This is a genomic window from Candidatus Tiamatella incendiivivens, from assembly GCA_015522635.1.
Lineage (GTDB): Archaea > Thermoproteota > Thermoprotei_A > Sulfolobales > Acidilobaceae > Tiamatella > Tiamatella incendiivivens.
This window is the reverse complement of record WALW01000001.1, coordinates 23,960-42,753: the sequence shown is the minus strand read 5'-3', so window position 1 is coordinate 42,753 and position 18,794 is coordinate 23,960. Positions and strand designations below refer to the sequence as shown.

General features: G+C 42.1%; 20 protein-coding genes. 5 read left to right on the top strand and 15 right to left on the bottom strand.

What is annotated here, in order from left to right:
- Positions 1–34: 34 nt before the first annotated feature.
- The 10 genes from thrS to F7B60_00170 all read right to left on the bottom strand — a co-directional run bounded on the left by thrS (position 35) and on the right by F7B60_00170 (position 7,818).
- The gene (gene thrS, locus F7B60_00215) at positions 35–1,729 is read right to left on the bottom strand and encodes a threonine--tRNA ligase (protein MCE4613946.1); all 1,695 of its coding nucleotides are present in this window, start codon (positions 1,727–1,729) and stop codon (positions 35–37) included.
- Positions 1,730–1,805: 76 nt separating this feature from the next.
- On the bottom strand, positions 1,806–3,017 hold the full coding sequence (locus F7B60_00210; protein MCE4613945.1) for a WD40 repeat domain-containing protein: 1,212 nt from the start codon (positions 3,015–3,017) through the stop codon (positions 1,806–1,808).
- 101 nt (positions 3,018–3,118) lie between these two features.
- Positions 3,119–4,420, bottom strand: a complete 1,302-nt coding sequence (locus F7B60_00205; GenBank protein ID MCE4613944.1) for an ABC transporter permease — start codon at positions 4,418–4,420, stop codon at positions 3,119–3,121.
- Positions 4,420–5,166 (bottom strand): ABC transporter ATP-binding protein, encoded by a 747-nt coding sequence (locus F7B60_00200; GenBank protein MCE4613943.1) that lies wholly within the window; start codon positions 5,164–5,166, stop codon positions 4,420–4,422. Before F7B60_00200 ends, F7B60_00205 begins: the two co-directional genes overlap by 1 nt.
- A gap of 43 nt (positions 5,167–5,209) precedes the next feature.
- The gene (locus tag F7B60_00195; protein ID MCE4613942.1) at positions 5,210–5,545 is read right to left on the bottom strand and encodes a hypothetical protein; all 336 of its coding nucleotides are present in this window, start codon (positions 5,543–5,545) and stop codon (positions 5,210–5,212) included.
- Complete coding sequence (locus F7B60_00190; protein MCE4613941.1) at positions 5,517–5,927, bottom strand: helix-turn-helix domain-containing protein; 411 nt, start codon at positions 5,925–5,927, stop codon at positions 5,517–5,519. The genes F7B60_00195 and F7B60_00190 overlap by 29 nt, the downstream gene beginning before the upstream one ends.
- Positions 5,928–5,985: 58 nt before the next feature.
- On the bottom strand, positions 5,986–6,381 hold the full coding sequence (locus F7B60_00185; protein MCE4613940.1) for a hypothetical protein: 396 nt from the start codon (positions 6,379–6,381) through the stop codon (positions 5,986–5,988).
- A 90-nt stretch (positions 6,382–6,471) separates the two neighbouring features.
- On the bottom strand, positions 6,472–6,816 hold the full coding sequence (locus F7B60_00180) for a M67 family metallopeptidase (protein ID MCE4613939.1): 345 nt from the start codon (positions 6,814–6,816) through the stop codon (positions 6,472–6,474).
- Positions 6,809–7,330, bottom strand: coding sequence for a metallophosphoesterase (locus F7B60_00175; protein MCE4613938.1), 522 nt, complete (start codon positions 7,328–7,330; stop codon positions 6,809–6,811). Before F7B60_00175 ends, F7B60_00180 begins: the two co-directional genes overlap by 8 nt.
- Before the next feature lie 41 nt (positions 7,331–7,371).
- Positions 7,372–7,818: a hypothetical protein gene (locus F7B60_00170; protein ID MCE4613937.1), complete on the bottom strand. Its 447-nt coding sequence runs from the start codon at positions 7,816–7,818 to the stop codon at positions 7,372–7,374.
- Positions 7,819–8,048: 230 nt separating this feature from the next.
- Between F7B60_00170 and F7B60_00165 the strand changes: the two genes are divergently transcribed.
- Positions 8,049–9,431, top strand: a complete 1,383-nt coding sequence (locus F7B60_00165) for an NCS2 family permease (GenBank protein ID MCE4613936.1) — start codon at positions 8,049–8,051, stop codon at positions 9,429–9,431.
- An 11-nt stretch (positions 9,432–9,442) separates the two neighbouring features.
- On the opposite strand, the gene F7B60_00160 is transcribed toward F7B60_00165, so the two are convergent.
- A complete protein-coding gene (locus F7B60_00160; GenBank protein ID MCE4613935.1) occupies positions 9,443–9,733 on the bottom strand; it encodes a hypothetical protein in 291 nt (96 codons plus the stop codon).
- A gap of 99 nt (positions 9,734–9,832) precedes the next feature.
- Here F7B60_00160 and F7B60_00155 point away from each other — a divergent pair, with 99 nt between their 5' ends.
- Complete coding sequence (locus F7B60_00155) at positions 9,833–10,969, top strand: radical SAM protein (protein MCE4613934.1); 1,137 nt, start codon at positions 9,833–9,835, stop codon at positions 10,967–10,969.
- Between the two features lie 7 nt (positions 10,970–10,976).
- Here the strand turns inward: F7B60_00155 and F7B60_00150 are convergent, their stop codons facing one another.
- Genes F7B60_00150 through F7B60_00140 form a run of 3 tightly spaced genes read right to left on the bottom strand, consistent with a single transcriptional unit; the run spans position 10,977 to position 14,746 of the window.
- Positions 10,977–11,861 carry an ABC transporter permease gene (locus tag F7B60_00150; protein MCE4613933.1) on the bottom strand — a complete coding sequence of 295 codons (885 nt, stop codon included), beginning with the start codon at positions 11,859–11,861 and terminating at the stop codon, positions 10,977–10,979.
- Positions 11,848–12,786, bottom strand: coding sequence for an ABC transporter ATP-binding protein (locus tag F7B60_00145; protein MCE4613932.1), 939 nt, complete (start codon positions 12,784–12,786; stop codon positions 11,848–11,850). Before F7B60_00145 ends, F7B60_00150 begins: the two co-directional genes overlap by 14 nt.
- Complete coding sequence (locus F7B60_00140; protein MCE4613931.1) at positions 12,761–14,746, bottom strand: S9 family peptidase; 1,986 nt, start codon at positions 14,744–14,746, stop codon at positions 12,761–12,763. The genes F7B60_00145 and F7B60_00140 overlap by 26 nt, the downstream gene beginning before the upstream one ends.
- A gap of 159 nt (positions 14,747–14,905) precedes the next feature.
- Here F7B60_00140 and F7B60_00135 point away from each other — a divergent pair, with 159 nt between their 5' ends.
- On the top strand, positions 14,906–15,976 hold the full coding sequence (locus F7B60_00135) for an FAD-dependent oxidoreductase (GenBank protein ID MCE4613930.1): 1,071 nt from the start codon (positions 14,906–14,908) through the stop codon (positions 15,974–15,976).
- A 17-nt stretch (positions 15,977–15,993) separates the two neighbouring features.
- On the opposite strand, the gene F7B60_00130 is transcribed toward F7B60_00135, so the two are convergent.
- The gene (locus tag F7B60_00130) at positions 15,994–17,169 is read right to left on the bottom strand and encodes a TGS domain-containing protein (protein MCE4613929.1); all 1,176 of its coding nucleotides are present in this window, start codon (positions 17,167–17,169) and stop codon (positions 15,994–15,996) included.
- 161 nt (positions 17,170–17,330) lie between these two features.
- On the opposite strand from F7B60_00130, the gene F7B60_00125 reads away from it, so the two are divergent.
- On the top strand, positions 17,331–17,993 hold the full coding sequence (locus F7B60_00125) for a DUF2258 domain-containing protein (protein ID MCE4613928.1): 663 nt from the start codon (positions 17,331–17,333) through the stop codon (positions 17,991–17,993).
- Positions 17,959–18,738 (top strand): NAD-dependent deacylase, encoded by a 780-nt coding sequence (locus tag F7B60_00120; protein ID MCE4613927.1) that lies wholly within the window; start codon positions 17,959–17,961, stop codon positions 18,736–18,738. The genes F7B60_00125 and F7B60_00120 overlap by 35 nt, the downstream gene beginning before the upstream one ends.
- The last annotated feature ends 56 nt before the right edge of the window (positions 18,739–18,794 follow it).

Here is an 18,794-nt window from a genome sequence, read left to right as displayed (position 1 = left end):
TATACTATACACTGAAGTTGAGGTTGAAGAAATATTATTGTGAGCCTAGTAGTGATTCTATGGCAAACTGATAGAGTTTCCTATTTTTAATTTCCTCCAACAACAGATCTAGGAACTGTTCGGGGTTAACCATTCTAACTTCCCTATTCTCTCTTGCTCTAACGGTTATCACTCCAGCATCAGCTTCTTTCTTGCCTATGACGATAATATAGGGAATAGCCTGGCTGTAGGCTTCTCTCACTCTCTTACCTAAGCTACTGCTTCCAGAGAGTATTTTCACTCTAATGCCCTTATCCTTAAACTTCCTAGCAAGTTCTATGGAATTATCTTCTAGGCTCTTGCTTACAGGAATGATTGCCACCTGTACAGGGCTCAACCATGTGGGGAGGCGGCCTGAGAAGTTCTCGATTATTATAGCCATAAACCTTTCCACACTTCCCAATAAAGCTCTATGAACCATGACAGGCTTTTTTCCTCGTCCTTTCTCATCAGTATATACCATGTTAAATCGTTCAGGTAAGTTGAAGTCTACTTGAATAGTCCCGCATTGCCACCATCTCCCAAGACTATCTCTAAAGTCAACGTCAACTTTAGGTCCATAAAAAGCACCTTCTCCTTCTTTAACCTCATAGTTCAATCCGAGCTCTTCTAAGGCAAGTTTCAATGCTTCAGTCGCTTTATCCCAAGCTTCTATAGTCCCTATAAATTCTTCCGGCCTTGTTGATAGACTGACTTTTACGTCTTCGCCTTTAAATCCGAATAGTGAAAGCATCCATATGAGTTTCCTTAGAATTGCTTTAACTTCGTCTTTTACTTGGTCTTCTCTTAGGAACGCATGGCCGTCGTCTTGAGTGAAGCCTCTGACTCTAAGTAGGCCATAGAGTTCTCCTCTTTTCTCCCAACGATAAACTGTGCCGAATTCAGAAAGTTTCAACGGCAAATCCCGGTAGCTTCGTGGTAATGATTTGTAAATTAGTATATGACCGGGGCAGTTCATAGGTTTAACCCCGTATTCGTCTCCCTCAATGTTAGCTAATATCATTTTATCCTTATAGTGGCTTAGATGGCCACTTATCCTCCATAGAAGACTCCTGAATACATGCGGTGTGTATACTTCTTTGTATCCTAGGCTATCGTTTACCTCTTTAGCAAGTTTAATTAGTTCCTCTCTTATTATCTGGCCCTTGGGATGGTAGAGAACTAGCCCAGCGCCAGCTTCTTCATGGAAACTGAAGAGGTCTAGTTTTCTCCCGAGAATTCTGTGGTCTCTTTTCTCTGCCTCTTCAAGCCATTCCAAGTATTCATCGAGTTCCTCCTTTGAATCAAATGCAACCATATTAATGCGCAGTAATCTAGTGTTGGGTTCTGGGTTGTGAGATGATACATTGGTGACGTGTATGTAGACCATCGCAGCAGGACGCGGATTCAATTCTCCTTCAAGGGGGATCTCTATCTCTCGGTAGACGCAGACTTTGGGTCTTCCAAGAGTCAATAAATAATCATCTTTCCTCATCTCACATGAAACATTATTGCCTCCTTCGAGAACTGCTATAATGTTTTGAATATCCGTTATACTGGGGTAAACTCCTTCACTATCAAAATCGCATGCTACACCTCTATCAGAAACACTGCAACCTAGGGGTTTAAACCCGTATTTCCTAGCGATCATGCTAGACGCGAGTAAACCGGCATAAGCCTGCAAGTCCTGATCTATCAAGGCTTCTTTCAATGCATAGCACCCTCTTAGATCTCTAAGTGTTGAATAGGAATTTACTTGTTAAAGTAAAAACTCTTAGGTTGAAAGGCTAGAAGAACTTGAGTAGTCTAGGGAAATGGATGTTGACTAAAATCACAATCACCATAAATAGTAATATTCCTACAAGCAAAGATAACCCGTCTAAATAAGCTCCATACCGGAAATGGTTCGTGTCTAAGAGGTATAGTGTGCCCAATTTCGTCCCGACAATAAGTTCTTTTCCATTAGGACTCCAGTCTAGAGCATATCCTCCGCCATTAAGCCGGTTCGTACTCCATAGTAACTGTCCATTAGAATCATAAACATAGAGTGATCCGTGGCTCTTTGTATAATGTTCAAACCATTCCGTCGAAATTGCCACTATGTTACCCTCCGGGTTAGGTGCACTCGCCGTTAAATCTCCTTTCAGAACACCTAGAGTTATCCCATTTTTGAGATCAGTAGGAGAAGTTATCACAAAACGATTACCAGGGAATCCTACAGCTAACATGAGTTTACTGGCCCGCCAGAATATACTCCAAACACTACCGCCTAGATAGGCTTTTGAGGCTGGTTTAACTAGTGAACCATTAAACTTGTACGTTACTACACTATGATAGGGAAATCCATATACAATTACAAGATAATTCATCGAAGGCGAAAAACTAGATTTCCAGAACTCGCTTGAGGTGTTATAGCTATAGACTTGTTTACCATTGAACTGATAAATAACCAGTTTCCCGGATGTAGTGGGTATGTTCATAGTGTAACAAACAGCCAATAACTCCCCATTGCTACTCCATTCCACATCATAGGCTTCCATAGATGAAGGCTTGCTCCATCTTAGAGAGCCATTTATGTCAAACAAGTACACTCCAGAAGCTGGTATACCTGTAGCTACGGCAATTGCTTTTTTACTAGGATTCCATGATGCATCAAATATATAGGCATGCAAGTTCGTATTCCATATGATTTTCCCCTTCACAGGATTGAATAGATATACTTCACCAGTCTTAGTTGCCGCGAAAAGGTTCTTTCCGTTAGAAACCCACTCTAAATTCACAATGGGAGAACTCGTTTTGTAACTCCACAGCATATCCCCCTTAGAATCGTATACTAGAACTGCCCCTCTCTTATCCGTTAAATTGAATCCGCCTAAACCTACTGCAATTTCATCTCCATTAGGATTCCATGATATTATTCTTACCCATCCACCAAGGCCATCTATTTCCTCTTCAATACTTGTCTTCCATAAAGTCCAAGAGAAAAAATCGTGGATCACCACCAATATACCTGTCAAAACCAACCCTGAGATCAATATTACAGTTATTAGCTTAACAAATCGGAATTCAAGTCGCCTCCTTTCAGTGTTCCCTCGGCATGTTATGTGTTTTGTTTTCTACTTATGATTGTAGGCCTCCTTTTCTTAAGTCTGTCCAATAGCCCAAGCCCTGTGATTAATAACTCGCTGCTAATGAACTTTGCAAGTACGTATAGCACTAAAACTGTTTCAATAACATGGAATAATATGCTTATCCATACAAACTCGTTTATTCCCGTCATTGAGAGCTTTAGCGCTAGAACAGGTGCAGCAAGTGGAGTAGCGGCAATTACGTATCTCATCGAATTACTAAGTGTTGAGAATTGAATCATAGCAAGCCCGTAACCGACAACAAATACTAGTGTCCATATAATGCCAGCCATGGATTGACTGCTTCTAACGTCTTTTCCGAATATGCCTAGTAGCATCGAAAGGGAGGTAGCCAGTATAACCCCTATGATCAATGCAATGGTGATGGCTAGGAGACTGTATGGTGTTAGAACGTTTTTCAGCAGATCTAACGGCATTCCTCCGGCACCTGATAATCCACCTATACTATCAATGTATATGTATAATCCTGCGGATAACCCTAGTGTGGCAAGTATTGAAATAACAATGCTACCGGAAAGTTTCGCGACAACGATACTTTTCCTATTCAATGGGAGGCTAAGCAAAACTTCAAGAGTATGTTCCTCTTTTTCCACCCCCATTGTGGTTGCTGCAATCTGACTAGCATATCCCACAACTATAAGGGGGGCAAATACTACAGAGAATAGGAGGCCTGTCAAGGCATTTACTTGGGAAGAGCTATAGAGTTTACCTCCCATAGTTACTATTCCAGTTACCCATAGGGGATTGTTAATGAATGCGGTAGATACGCTGACTTTAGAAGCAAACTTGCTTTTAACAATTCCCCCATAGCCGTTAACAAGGCCTACAAGTGAAGTAATTCTACTTGCCTCAGCAATACTTACTTCTCTCATGTATGTGAAGACTTGCACTTTACCTGGTAACCCCCTAGTCAAGTTGAATCCAAAGCCTTTCGATATTACTACTACTCCTGTGTAACCGTTCATTTCAGCAAATGCACCCGGATCCTGTGGTATATTTTCCAGTGGAATGGTTTCTCTAGTCATACTCTTTAAGTATGAGATAAGGTCTCGTGAATAGTTGGAGTGATCCTGATCGATGACGGCTATTCTCATATTAGTAGGTTGAGCAACATATATCGCTTGCTGCGTCCCATAACTCATCACTTCTCCTAGGACGCCAAACATTATCAATGGAAGGATTATCATTCCTAGGATTATCCGCGGATCTCTTAGTAGGTCAAGAATCTCTTTTTTAACTAAAGGCCCTATCATTAGGCATCCTCCTCTTTGATCAAAAATCTGAAAGCTTCCTCTAGGTTACGTGTTCCTGTTTTTTCGAGTATCTCTCTAGGAGGGCCTTCTGCCAGGAGCCTTCCTTTGTAAATAATCCCTACCCTGTCACTAAGATATTCTACTTCAAGCATATTATGGCTGCTTAGGAGGATCGTTATCCCAAATTTCTCACGGTATCTCTTAATAGTATCTCTTATCTCCATACTAGCTACAACATCTAGACCGCTTGTAGGCTCATCCAATATAGCTAACTTAGGATGAGGAGCAAGCGTTCTAGCTATCTGAAGCCTCCTCTTCATACCTTTACTATAGGTTTTAACCTTGTCGAGTAATCTGTCTTCCAAGCCACTAATCTCGGCCGCTTCACTAGCGATGTCTTCTGGGCTCCTATGCCCTCGACTATAGAAGCCAGCCATGAATTTCAGGTATTCAATACCTTTTAGATTCCTGTAAGCACCAGCTTCCTCAGGTAGATACGATATCATCATTCTAACTTCATTAGGCTTGTCTAATACATTAAACCCGAATACTTCAACTTTTCCTCTCGACGGCTTGATGAGGGTAGCTACAATACGTAGAGTAGTAGTTTTCCCGGCACCATTAGGGCCTATCAACGCGTAGATTTCACTCCTCTCTATATTAAATGAGAGACCATCAACTGCATATACCCCGCTAGGATAAACTTTATGTAAGTTAATCACGTTAACAGCCATCTCGCTGCTCAAAAACCACGCCCCTAATTAGATATCGTAGATTAGAGTAATGATCCTAATGAATTTTAATACTACGAGAAATCTTTGTATAACCAAACCATTTACCTATTGATTCTACATTGATAAGACGCTCGAGAGATAGGTTTTCTTCTAAGAATACAGTATACCTATCCACGAGGTATTGTTCTAGATCCCTCGGTAGCTTTGCTTTCCTAAGGGTTCTCCTAAATCTCCATACACTGAGCCATTTCCATAGTTTTATCCTAGCTTTAAGAGTAAGGAATGCTAAGCCTAGGTCGAATAGCAGAATAATAACTAAACCAGCAGACTCTAGTAAAGACCATACTGTTGAACTACTACTATTAACCGTATTTTTCCGATAGTTTAACATACCTCCTGTTACCTCTTTTAACAGATATTACAATGCCTGCACTCTCTAGGGTCTTGAGCCTTTCATAAATAATCCTCCGAGAAGCAGTTCCTCTAAGTCTTCTTACCTCTCTCTCAAGTTCACTTACATTTAACTCTCCTTTGCTAGCTATTATGCTAATCATACTCTTTGTAATGTCGTCCCTTATTCCGATATCTATAAGATCCCGGTAGGCCTTCTTCATTCGTTTGAATACATCCACGAGTTTGATAGGAGCTGTCAATCCTAACTCGACGAGAAAGATGATGAGAGGAGTCAAACTATCATCATAACTAGTTATGCTTCGCAAAAGAGCTTCTATTTTTTCGACTCGATTATGTAGATCTCCCCGTTTTCTAGGCAATTTAAACCACGTTATAGTCAGAGTAGTCTAGTGTTCAGTTGCGTAGTTTTAGATTATTTTACTCTTCTTCCTCTTCTTCTTTCTCTATTACTTTCTCTATATTAGAGAGCATGTATTTTCCTCTTCTCGTTCCTAGTATTTTTGTTAGACTACTAAGAATATTGGCTGCCTCAACCCTCTTCTGGAAATAGTCTGTCGTCATTTGCTTTGCCATATCCTCTGGAATGCCGGCTTCTATGAGGCTTTTATAAAACTTAGCTACATCTTGACCTATTTTACTGCCATCAAGACTTGCACCAAGTGTTTTTAAAAGCTCCTCTATAGGCTCTTTGGCTTCTTTTAAGAACTCTGTAACACTTTTGAGAATCATTCTAACCATTATTACATCTCCGCGATCGTCCTCCGGGATCATGTTTAAGTATTTCTCGTTTTCTTCGTTCTTTTCCCCGCTCATTTTGTCTCACCTCAAGATAACAACTTATACCATGTTCACTTCTATAGGTTTACTGTATCAAAAATGAACAATTAGCCAGGGTGAAACACGTTATTCCGGGTAAACAAGTTGGTGGGATTTTTGTGAGACTATAAGCCAGGGAAGCGGCCATAGCTTCATGCCATCCTTATCCTTTAAGCTTGGTTCGGGAGGCCCGTATATGTGAGTATGATATATTCCCATGACGTTTAGCCCCAAGTTTTCACTCAATTTGTGTGCTATAAGTATACCATAGGGGTCCATGTAGAACTCGGTTTTAGGTCGGTTAGAAATATTCTCTACTGGGAATACTACCTGGAATTCATCGGTTCCTAATAGGAATCCGCATATTTCTTTATCTGTGTTTCTGGATAGTAATCTTATGATGTGGATTAACTCAGAGTCATCCTCAGTCAAGATAAATGATCCTCCCTTCGAGTGTCGAAGATTCTAGAAGGGCTATACTTGCCTTACCGGATAGATACCCGAGTACTTCTCCAGGATTCAACAAAATAGTATTGTGGTGTTTCTCAACAAGAGGCTCATGTGTATGCCCGAAAAGTACAGCATCGTACTCCCCTGACTTGGCTAGTATTCTAGCTAAACTGATCGTTTGTTCTTTTGAGCCGAAACCATGTAACATTAGGATCTTTCTTTTAGGGCTTTCTCCTAACTCTATTTGATAAGGGGGATATGATAGTTTTACGCCACAGTCTTGAGCTATTTTGCTTAGTAGGATCTTCTCCCCGCAGTTGTTCCCGAAAACAGCATAGACCGGGATCTCTAGGTTGCATATTTCTTTCAGTGTAAATGGGCTAACAATGTCTCCTAGATGAATTACGGCTCTAACGTTGTTTTCCTTGAATACGTATAAGGCCTTTTTCACATTAGGTACGTTATCGTGGGAGTCACTCATTACCCCTATCAACACGCTTTTGCACCTATTCATACAAATAGGTTCTGGATACCTATTTAATTCTCGGTTTTATATGGCCTGAGCGTTTCTTGTAGGGTTCTCTCAAAGCTTAAGGGTGCTAGTTTTACAAGGTAATTTCCGATGAGTATATTGTCACTTATTTTCGCTAGATTCCTGGCATGATATTCTGGTAGGTCGTCTCGGAGAGCAGGGTCGGCTAGTAATTCTATTAGGTATCTATTATATAGTGAACACCTCGCTAGTTTCCCTCTAACTTTTCTCCATTCATTTCCCCACGTAAGGGTTTTTGCATTAACACATAGATACTCTCTCAATCTTTCCCCGCTTCCTCTACTTGTGATAATAATGTATCTTGACTCTGGGTTTCTAATGATATTTTTAAACCAGAGATTGAGTGGTCCTGCCAGGATGAAATCAGAGTAGGTTGCTTTAGCTCTAGCTGATATTAGTTCAATACCTCTTAATGTATCTATTATACCCATTCTTCTCCCCGGAATACTTGGTTTGGGACTCAGACAGCAGGGAATAAGTCATAGCCTGGCAATGCGGGCTCCTCTAGGTGTTGGCTCATCAATATCCTGTTGTCCAAAATGATAATCACCAGTAATAAACGATTCCACATTCATTCTTTCACGGTTATTTAAAATTTATCTAGGTATAACATTTAAATAAAACCAGAATTTTCAATAAACCAGAAACATGGATGTTAAAAATGCCATCGAACGGATCTATTCTCGAGAAATTGAAACCTTCAGATATGGATAACGCTAATGCGAGGAAGGAAGTAGTAGCAGGATTTACAACGTTCATGACAATGGCGTATATCCTATTCGTTAACCCAGCTATCCTATCAGCAACTGGAATGCCTAAGCAAGCCCTCGTGGTTGCTACTGCGGCAGGTGCTGGTCTAGCCACTCTGATAATGGCATTATATGCTAAGATGCCTTTCGCATTAGCACCTGGAATGGGTTTGAACGGATACTTCGCTTTCACAGTCGTTCCATTTATAGCTGGGATACTCTCACGAGAAGGAGTAGTAGGAGTAGAACCATGGCAAGTAGCTCTGGCTGCAGTGTTTGTCGAGGGAATAGTGTTCGTTATATTGAGTGTGACTAGAGTCAGGGAGAGCGTAGCTAACTCGATCCCACAAAATCTCAAGTATGCTATAGGAACGGGAATCGGATTATTCCTAACACTAATAGGATTCAATGATGCAGGGTTAATCACTGCTCAAGTAACAAAGAATGGTCATCTAATTGCCCTAGCAATGGATTCAAATGCATTTCACAGTATACCTACATTAATAGCTCTAGGCTTTACTTTAATTGCAGCAGTCCTTATGTCCCTTAGAATTCCTGGAGCTCTACTCATCTCCATAATCCTAGCAATTATAACAGGAATTACGGCCGGCCTCACAAATCCTCCAAGCACAGTCTTTGCTAGACCAGATTTTAGCCTGTTCATGAAAATGGATCTCCATGGACTAGCCGACTTGGGATTTTTCACAGCAACAATAATTGTTTTCACATTCTTCGTAGTGGATTTCTTCGATACTCTAGGTACGGCAACAGGATTGGCAAGTTTAGCAGGATACATTAGAAAGGATGGGAAAGTCGAGAGAATAGGAGAAGTATTGCTAACTGATGCTTTAGGGACAACTTTCGGAGCTATGCTTGGGACGAGTACTGTTACAACCTATATTGAGAGTGCGAGCGGAATTGAGGAAGGCGGTAGAACAGGTTTAACTTCTCTCATAGTAGCACTGCTATTCTTCGCCAGTCTCTTCATAGCACCACTCTTCACAATAGCACAAGCATACGCCACGGCTCCAGCTCTAATTATAGTAGGACTACTGATGGCTAGAGCTATAAAGGAAATAGATCTTCACGACTACACTGAAGCTATTCCAGCATTTCTCACCATAACAAGCATGCCGTTCCTTTACAGTATATCAGACGGGATAGGAATAGGTTTCATAACATATACAGTAGTTAAACTCCTCACTGGAAAATGGAGGGATCTCAACCCTGTTATTGTAATTGTAGCACTCATATTCCTAGGCTACTTTCTAAGCCTCCCAAGTATTAGACCATAACTTCACTTTTTTTACCATGACCCTTTGTCCTTGCATCCATCTATGCATCTATTCAGTATTCTATCAACTAATCTGGACGCAAGATCCTCAGGGTTGTCGACACCCAATTTCTTAAAGGAGCCGATCAGATACTCAACTGCACTCATGTATTCTAGCTCTCTAGTCTTCTTAGCTGTGACCGGGTCAAGTCCTAAGAGTGGCTTGAGAATAGTATAGAGTTCTATCAATCCGAAGGGGTCGAGAGGAGCATTGAGTTTGAGAGCCTCGTTTCTAATTACAGTAGTTGCATTCCTGTTATCCAAGCCGTATACACCAGATAATCCTAAAACCAAGAAACAGGTTATTTACTTATAGTATTAGTCTGATGATCGGATATACTGGTTTAGGGGAGGATTGTTATAGTGTTTGAATACTCAAATATAAGGTCTGATGCTATCACTGTATGGAGGCATCCTGAGGTTCTGAGAAGACTTTCATGGTATCACCTTGTACTTAAAGGTCGTGCTCGACCTCGATATAAGATCGCGAAGACGTATGTTATCGGTGGACTGGATCGTAGAGATTTGGAGAACCTTACATTACAAGAGTTGATTGGAATACATCATCGAGTATCACCGGATTTCAGGGATCTGCTTAGGAGAATAAAGGACGATCCCAGTTTAATTAGCCGTCTTCCACGAGCAAATAGGGGCGTGAGCTTCCTAGAGTTGAAAGTGAGAATTGTGAGGAAACTCGTTAACCCTTGTATCCTATGTGAAAGACGGTGTATGATTAATAGGGAAAGGAAAATCGGTGCTTGCAGGCTGGATGACAAGGCATACGTACATTCGGCATTCCTTCATCTCGGGGAAGAAGCACCTCTCGTCCCAAGCGGGACAATATTCTATGGAGGATGCAACTTTACATGCGTTTACTGTCAAAACCATGACATCAGCCAAGAATACCCTCGACATGGAACACCTGTTACACCAAGAGAGCTAGCTACCATTCAAGATGAACTTGCATTGGAAGGAGCTAGAAACATTAATCATGTAGGCGGAGAACCCACTCCAAGTGCACATATAATACTTGAAAGCTTGCTTTATGCTACGCATAACAAGCCTCAACTATGGAATAGCAATATGTATATGACAGAGGCACTATTAGAACTCCTCCTAGATGTAATTGACATATGGCTCCCGGATTTCAAGTATGGGAATAATAAATGCGCATTTAGATTAAGTGGGACGCCGAATTACTGGGAAATCACTACGCGAAATTTGAAAATGGCCTCCAGCATAGGTGACATGATAGTAAGGCACCTCGTTTTACCAGGGCACCTTGAATGTTGTACATTCCGAGTACTTAAATACATAGCGGACGAATTGCCGTCAGATAATATCTTGGTTAACGTCATGAAGCAATACATACCTGTGCATCTCGTATCAAAATACCCCAGTAAGTGGAAAGACATAGCTAGAAGACCATGTAGAAGAGAGATAATCAAAGCAAGGAAAAGAGCAACGGATCTAGGCATCTGCTGGAAGCCTGTTTCCTAAGTAAGAATTAGAAGGATTTGCGGGAGAACCATTTTACTATAAAGAAAAATATAATGATAGAGGAAGTAATGAGGTTCACCCATGAACCAGTGAATAATCTGTTGACACTATAAACTGGATATACCCCATTAATTCTTGGGAAAACAATTTTATGCACGCCGGTTAGATACATGACTGTCACTAAGGAGGTTTGAGTACTAGCTTTAATCGGGTCTAATAGGCTATAGTCCATAAGTCTTTGGATAAACCTTGGTCCAGCAGTGAACCCTACAAGTCCAGCTATAGTATTTGACAGGAAATAGAGGCCTATACCTGATAACAGGCCGGTTAACGAGCTTCCAGTATAGCCGCCGACCCATGCTGATAATAAGATAATTGGAATAGATGACAATGCTGTTACTATAGGAAGAACTATAACTAGGTAAGCATACCCTTGTGACCCAGCCATAATATATGCTGATATAAGAGAAGATAAAGCTCCTATGAAATAAACAGATGCTAATACCCCCAGAGCAGCTATAACCTTCCCAGCTATGTATTCAAACCTAGTCAGAGGCTTGGATAATAAAACTTGGATCCACCCCTCTTCAATATCAGACGCCAAGGTATCGCCGCCAAAAAGTGAAGCGAACAGCCACATGTATGCGGCAATACCTGTAGCTGAAACCAATATGCCACCGCCGATAGTTCGAGGAGTGCCGTACAAGTATAACCATAAGTAATTGCTCTGCTCTATAGGGAAGATGCCATGGGTTTCTAGGTTGAAGTACTTCACTATTGTAACAGTAACAAATGGCAGGAGGGCTATGAGTACCATGAAATAAAAACTCTTCTTTGACCTGAGCCTTCTGACTTCATACTCAATCACCCCCCAAAAACTACGGTTTCCCAAGCAATCTCGACCTCCTCAACAGCTTTACATACGCATCCTCAAGACCGGCCTCACTTGTGCTTACTTGGTAAACCCTCACCCCACCCTCTACTAGATTCTCTATAATGCTATTGATTTTATCCTTCGATCTCACTGAAACCTCAATCTTACCATCATCTATTCTAATGTTTTCCAGACCAAATTTCTCCAAGATATTTAGACCCCTCTTCGGGTCATCTACTTCTATAGAAACCTTTATTCCGATCATGCCGACAGCCGAGGCTAGATCACCTATTTTTCCTGTAAACAGAACTACTCCGTACTTTATTATAGTAACACTGTCTATCAGAGTCTCGAGTTCCCGTAGAAGGTGGCTTGAAACAATAATGGAAGAGCCTTGCCTAGCTTTCTCCCTGAGGATTTCTCTGATCCTTATAACCCACTCAGGGTCTAATCCCGTCATAGGCTCGTCGAGAAGATATACTTGCTTGTCTTGGATTAGTGCTTGAGCTATTAGCACTCTTTTCTTCTGGCCCTTACTTAGCTTTGATATACTCGTATTACCTAGTTCTTCCAAGCCGAACTCCTCGATAGCTTTCTCAGCTAATTGCTCTGAGCCTCTCTTGCTTAGCCCGTCTAGTTTAGCCGTGAGATAAAGGAAATCCTCAACAGTAAGCCATGACGGCAATGCTATTGTTTCAGGCGAGAAACCTATCCTACCCCGAAGCCTATATCCTTTCTTTCCAAGTAAAGACTCACCATCGAGGAGTATTTCCCCACTATCCGGTATAGTAAGCCCTAATATGCTTTTGAAAGTGGTTGTTTTACCACTACCATTAGGTCCTACAAGCCCGTGAATACTGTTTTCACCGATAGAAAAAGAGAGATTATTAATGGCTACAATAGAACCATATGTTTTTCTAAGCCCCTTTACCGCTAGAGTCAATTGCTTCTCCACCTTTGAGGTACTTGTCGAACCAGTCTAGGATCAGCTTCACCCTCTCTATACGGGCCTTTGGTTTACCTGTTCTCGAGAGATCATGATTTTCACCGGGGAAAAGAGCAAGTTTAGTATCAATATTCCTCAGCTTCAAAGCAGTGAAAAATTCTACCGCCTGCCCTAGGAAGCACCTATAATCTTCTATGCCATGTATTATTAGTAGAGGAGTCTCTACATTTTCTACACTCCAAAGAGGACTCTTCTCTATATACTTCTCAGGAGCAAGCCACGGTGGAGGAGCTTCTACATTGCCGAGGATGGATTCCGATGTAAAGTACCAGCCAATATCCGTTGTTCCATAATCACTTATCCAGTCACTGCAGCTCCGCTGTGTAACAGCAGCCTTAAACCGTTTTGTCTTAGTTATTACCCAGTTAGTCATGAAGCCACCGTAGCTCCCACCAGTCACACCTACTTTTTCACCATCAATCCATGGATACTTCCTAAGAGCTTCTTCCAACACTTCCATAAGATCCTCATAGTCTCTGCCTCCATAGTCTCCTTTTATATCAGCGAAATCTTCTACATAGCCATCGCTTCCCCTAGGATTACTGTAAATAACTACGAAACCTTTGGATGCTAGGGCGTGAAAGTCCATCATAAAGCCTTCGCCGAACATTGTTTTCGGGCCGCCATGAATATAGAGGATCGCTGGATACTTCTTTGACTCGTCGAAATCCCTAGGCTTCATTATCCACGCGTCTATATTCTCGCCGTCACTGGCTTTAACTAGAAAGTGCTCATGACTTCCTAACCAAACACTATTTGCAAACCCTACATTGTGCCACGTGAGCTTCTTCCTAACATCAGTATTCGGATCATAACAATAAAGCTCCGCAGGCTCCTTATGATTCATCATAGTATAGTAAATACAATCTCTACCCAGTGAGAACCCGTCAACACTCCCATTACCCAGCTCATATAGAAGCAGGGGACCTTCACTCCCAGGTTGAAGTGATGCTAGAAACACTCTACCCTTGACAGAAGCGTAGAAATAAGCCGTACCAGCCTTCCATTCAACAGGCTTACCGCATCTCGGGCCTCTGCTGTCGCTATTGACACTACTTGATATATTGTAGGGAAACCTACAAGTTAAACACTCGATTCTCCCATTTAACATTATTGTATAAAGTCTTGTATGTGCTATTGAAACACCTTTCTCCCGGGCGTACTTCCATTCTTTACCGATAAACCATGCTTTATCTACACTATCAGTCCAGCCTACATTCCACACTATCCAGTCCTTAGCTAGAACTTTATCAGTCCGTTCTATCAGGTCATATATATGGATCTCACTGAGATAAGGCTTTAGCTCATCTGTTGTTAGAGTGTAAATCACGTATCTCCCATCAGGGCTCACAGAGAAACTCTCAATCCATTTATCCCTACCTGCCTCAGCGAGAGTTTCAGGTTCACCGCCAAGCCGTAGTAATTGCAGTTTTTGTTTAACAAAATAGTTGTAACCCGTCCCATTTATCCATACGGGAAGATGCTCTATAACGTGAACAATTTCACTTTGCTTACCGTATCCTGCTAGAACAATGATCTCTTCATCACCGACCCACTCATAGTTATCAATCCCGGCTTCCGCCTTGAATGCTCTCCAAGCTTCTCCTCCAGGCTTCATAATCCAGAGCTCTCCATCCTTCCCATCTTCTCTCCTAGACAGGAAAGCAACCATCATCCCGCTAGGACTCCACTTAGGGCAAGTATCAGATGGTCCCTTGGTTAGAGGTTTAGGAGGCTCATTAGGAGATGCCTCCCAAATAGTATAGACATACTTATTCTTGTCTTTATCCATTCTCCCATTAACGTAAAGAACTCTACATTCAGAGGGACTTGCCCTCGGATCACTAACAAGTGCTAGCTTAATAATATCCTCCGGGTTGAAAGTACTGGTATTCACGAAACAGCACCTCCCAAGGTGTTAAATTGTATTCCATAGTATAAGATATTCTCTCTAAAATTAAGATAAACATATCCCTAGAGAGAGGCTAGTATTTATATATGAGGATTCCTGGAAAAGGCGGACACGGAATAATAAGCCCTTTAGAGAGTGGTAGCCGTGAAGTTCTTAAGATGTAAACCGGATGCAATACCTGCCTCGACAGGGAAGAGAATTGCAATAATAGGCGCTGGACCCGCAGGTCTGGGCGCAGCTGGGATAATGAGGTGTAAAGGACACGAGATTGTTGTTTACGATCAAAACCCAGAGCCCGGAGGGTTGATCCTCTTCGGTATACCAATAACGAGAATCCCTAAGGAACCTGTAAGGAAGGGTATCAAGGAACTAATCGATGCGGGAGTAAAATTCGTGTTGAACACAAAGGTAGATATGGTCGGAGACTTAGGATTAATGGATAAAGTAATTTCACCAAAGAATCGAGTTCACCTTGAGGATATCATAAATGAGTATGATGCAACTATAATAGCTACGGGAACATGGAAGACTAGATCAATGGGTACAGTAGGAGAAGAGAAGAATGCTGAATGGGTTTACCCTGCTGTTGAATGGATTGTAGCAGTTCATATGGCTAAATACGGTTACAAGAGCTGGGATGAAGTACCGCCTTTACATGGCCGTGTCCTTATTGTAGGTGGAGGTTTAACGGCAGCTGATAGCGTGCTCATACCTCTGAGCTACCCGGAGTTCAAGGGTAAGGTAAGCGAGGTGGTGTTAAGCTACAGGAGATCCAAGCAATATGCACCGATGGGTCCCAGAGAAATTGACAACTTGATATTGCACGGTGCAAAATATTGGGAGCAAACGCTTCCAGTTGAATTCAGAAGGGAAGGAGAAAAGAAGATAGTCAAATTCGTTAGAATGAGGCTAATTCAGACATCTGCTGAGAAAAGGCCTAAACCATTTCCCATAGAAGGTAGCGAGTTTGAGGAGGAATTCGATTATGCCCTAAAAGCTGTTGGTGTATTACCTACACCCCCGATAAAGGATGGTTGCTGTGGAATAAGAGTAGACAGCCATGGTGTAGTATTGACTGATGAGAAGTTCATGACTTCTAGGAAAGGAGTATTCGCAGCAGGAGATGTACGACACGGACCTAGCCTTATAGGGCCCGCCCTGAAGAGCGGGGTGGAGGTAGCTAAACACATAGAAGAATATTTGGCTAACCAGTAAAAACACCTCCTCCTTTCCTAAGCGTGAATCTCTACTATATCACCATCTTCTACAACATGGTCCAATCCTGTTCTCTCACCAGGGTATTTGGCGCTGGGACCCCATATTTTCGCATACTTAAAATTCTTTACCAACCTTGAATGAACACTTTTCGCCACATCCAGTATTGTAGCACCTCTCCTTAGGACAAGCGGTTGCTTCGCTGTTTCACCATTCGGTTCTTTAGTGTAAACTCGTATTATTCCAAGGTTTTCGAAGAGAATCTCGCCCAGCTTCTCAAATCCTTTACCCGACTTGGCTATCCCCACAAGTACAGGGACCTCGCTTGGGATGATATCTTTCAGTTCAAGTAGTTCTTTTCTACTGTAGAGGGATCGATCAGCTTTGTTGAAAACAAGTATTGTGGGTTTAAACATTGTTCTAGTGAAGATAGCCCTCTCAACATCGTCGAGGCCGACTTCTCCCTCAACATAGACATGCGCCCCATAGATCCGGTATTCCCTCAGGAGCTTCCTCACTTGCTCTTCCGTGAAACCCTTCAGTCTACCATTAACATAGAGTTTGATCTCACCTATACCGCGAGTGCGCTCCACATATACATAACCTTTTCCTTTACTGATTTCTATACCTCTATCTCCGAGTAGCTTTATAGTAGATATGACGTCTTGTTTTAACGATGGGGAATCTAGTGGGAATACTATGAGTAAGGCATCAGCGTTTCTCGCCAATCCTATTATCCTGTTATTCCATTGACTGTCAGGATCGCTCAACATAAAGCTCGGGGTGTCTACCAATTGTATCCGAACATCCATGAACGGGAGCATGCCAGGAGTAGGAAGCCTCGTCGCGTACGGGTAGCCAGTGATCAATGTTTTAGCTCGTGTTAGCCTATGGACTAGTGTGCTTTTACCCGAATTCGCAGGACCTAGCACTGATACTTGAGCTGCACCGGATTTTTGAACCATGAATCTTATACCGCCGCCTCCAGACTTACGGCGCCTCCTCTCATCCTCAAGCTCTCGCCTTAATTGAGCAAGCTTCTTCCTAGCCCATAGCATAAGATTCTCTGTTCCCTTATGTTTGGGGACAGCTGAAACAAATTCTTCTAAAGCCTGTATTTTCTCTTCAATAGTCTTCGCGTCTAGGTACTTTGCATATTTGGCTTTCGCTTCTGGCGGTAAATTCGCCGGCACTATAAATAGCACCTCTCAGTCTACACTGGCTAAATCGAACCGGAGTCTATAAATTAATACCCGATGAAACAAATCTGTCTTGGAGATATATATTATTCCAACTAGACCATATATAGTAAGTGAAAATGAAACGTGTGTAACTTCCAGCGGGGTGAAACTCGATGCCCCAGACGCTCAGTACGGGGCTCATAATCGCGGGGGCCTATGCGGATAAAGCTAGAAGAGTACTCTTCGCTCAGCTCCGCGACAAAGTTAAATCAAGAGAACTGGATAACAAGGAGGTAGCTAGAGCAGCTGCTGAGCTGAATAGGATTCTTTTCGATATTCTTGTGAATAAGTTAAAGATAGACAAAGGTGATGTTGTTAGAGTGAGAATAGACTATGAAATCGAGGATGGAACTATAAAGTGGCTATGGGACGCACTTAGATTAGAGGTTTTCAAGAGAGTTCCAGGTGAAGAGGTGTCAAAAATATTGTCAGAGTCTATTGCAAAAGCTGAAGAGATAGCTACTCCCCCGGAGTATCAAGTCGAGAGGCGTGGTATCACGCCTCTCGACGATGCTGTATACGAGGTAAAGCTAGGTGAAAGAAGAGTAGGTATTCTGCTCGTAGAAACCATGGATGAGGAAGCTGTTGTTAAGGGGGCAGTAATAGAACCGCAGCCTCTGATAATCAAGAGAGCGGTAATAGATGTCGAGGGGGAGCTCGATGATATAATAAGAGAAAGTCTCCCTGAACTCCTAGAGGAGGCCGAGCAGGCCGATCTTGAATTAGCTGAAAAGGTGGTAAATGAGATCCTTGAAGAGCTATCAGAATCTTATTGAGAAAATAGCAGAAAAAATCATAGAAGCCGAAGGATGCAGCGTAGTGTTAACAGGCGCAGGCATAAGTACACCCAGTGGTATACCAGACTTCCGAAGCCCAGGAGGCCTGTGGAGTAGAATAGATCCATCTATTTTCGAATTAAGTTATTTCCACTCACGCCCAGATATTTCTTGGATCTATTATAGACAATTAGTAGGAGAACTAGAAGACAAGCAACCCAACCCGGCTCATAAAGCTCTAGCTGAGCTTGAGGAAATGGGGCTCATCAAGGCAGTTATAACGCAGAATATCGATGGCTTGCATCAGAGGGCTGGAAGCAGGAAAGTATTAGAGATACATGGCAACGCGTATAGAGCAGTATGTACTTCATGCGGCTCCAGGTATCCTATTCACGAAGCACTTGAGAAAGTCGGTAAGGGAGAAGCCCCACGATGCTCAAAGTGTGGTGGTCTACTGAAGCCTGATGTTGTCTTCTTCGGAGAACCGCTTCCCTATAAGGTCTATATGGAATCCCTACAGTTAGCTAGAAAATGTAAAGTCTTCTTATCCGTAGGATCAAGTCTCGTCGTGCAACCGGCAGCAAGTTTACCATGGCATGCTCATAGTTCCGGGGTTTTTCTTGCAATAGTAAACCTACAGGAAACTCCGCTGGACTCGTTGGCGAATGCAGTTATACATGGGAGAGTTGAAGAGATTTTACCTGGGCTTGTACTAGCTATAAAGAGAAGAATTGAAGTAATCTAAAATTATTTAATACTTACATTTCACCGTATCCCAAATGGTATGGGATAATATTAGCA

Excerpts from the sequence above, each read along its gene's own strand:
- F7B60_00205 (MCE4613944.1), bottom strand. The coding sequence starts at position 4,420 with ATGATAGGGCCTTTAGTTAAAAAAGAGATTCTTGACCTACTAAGAGAT.
- F7B60_00195 (MCE4613942.1), bottom strand. The coding sequence starts at position 5,545 with ATGTTAAACTATCGGAAAAATACGGTTAATAGTAGTAGTTCAACAGTA.
- F7B60_00185 (MCE4613940.1), bottom strand. The coding sequence starts at position 6,381 with ATGAGCGGGGAAAAGAACGAAGAAAACGAGAAATACTTAAACATGATC.
- F7B60_00170 (MCE4613937.1), bottom strand. The coding sequence starts at position 7,818 with ATGGGTATAATAGATACATTAAGAGGTATTGAACTAATATCAGCTAGA.
- F7B60_00165 (MCE4613936.1), top strand. The coding sequence starts at position 8,049 with ATGCCATCGAACGGATCTATTCTCGAGAAATTGAAACCTTCAGATATG.
- F7B60_00125 (MCE4613928.1), top strand. The coding sequence starts at position 17,331 with ATGCCCCAGACGCTCAGTACGGGGCTCATAATCGCGGGGGCCTATGCG.
- F7B60_00120 (MCE4613927.1), top strand. The coding sequence starts at position 17,959 with ATGAGATCCTTGAAGAGCTATCAGAATCTTATTGAGAAAATAGCAGAA.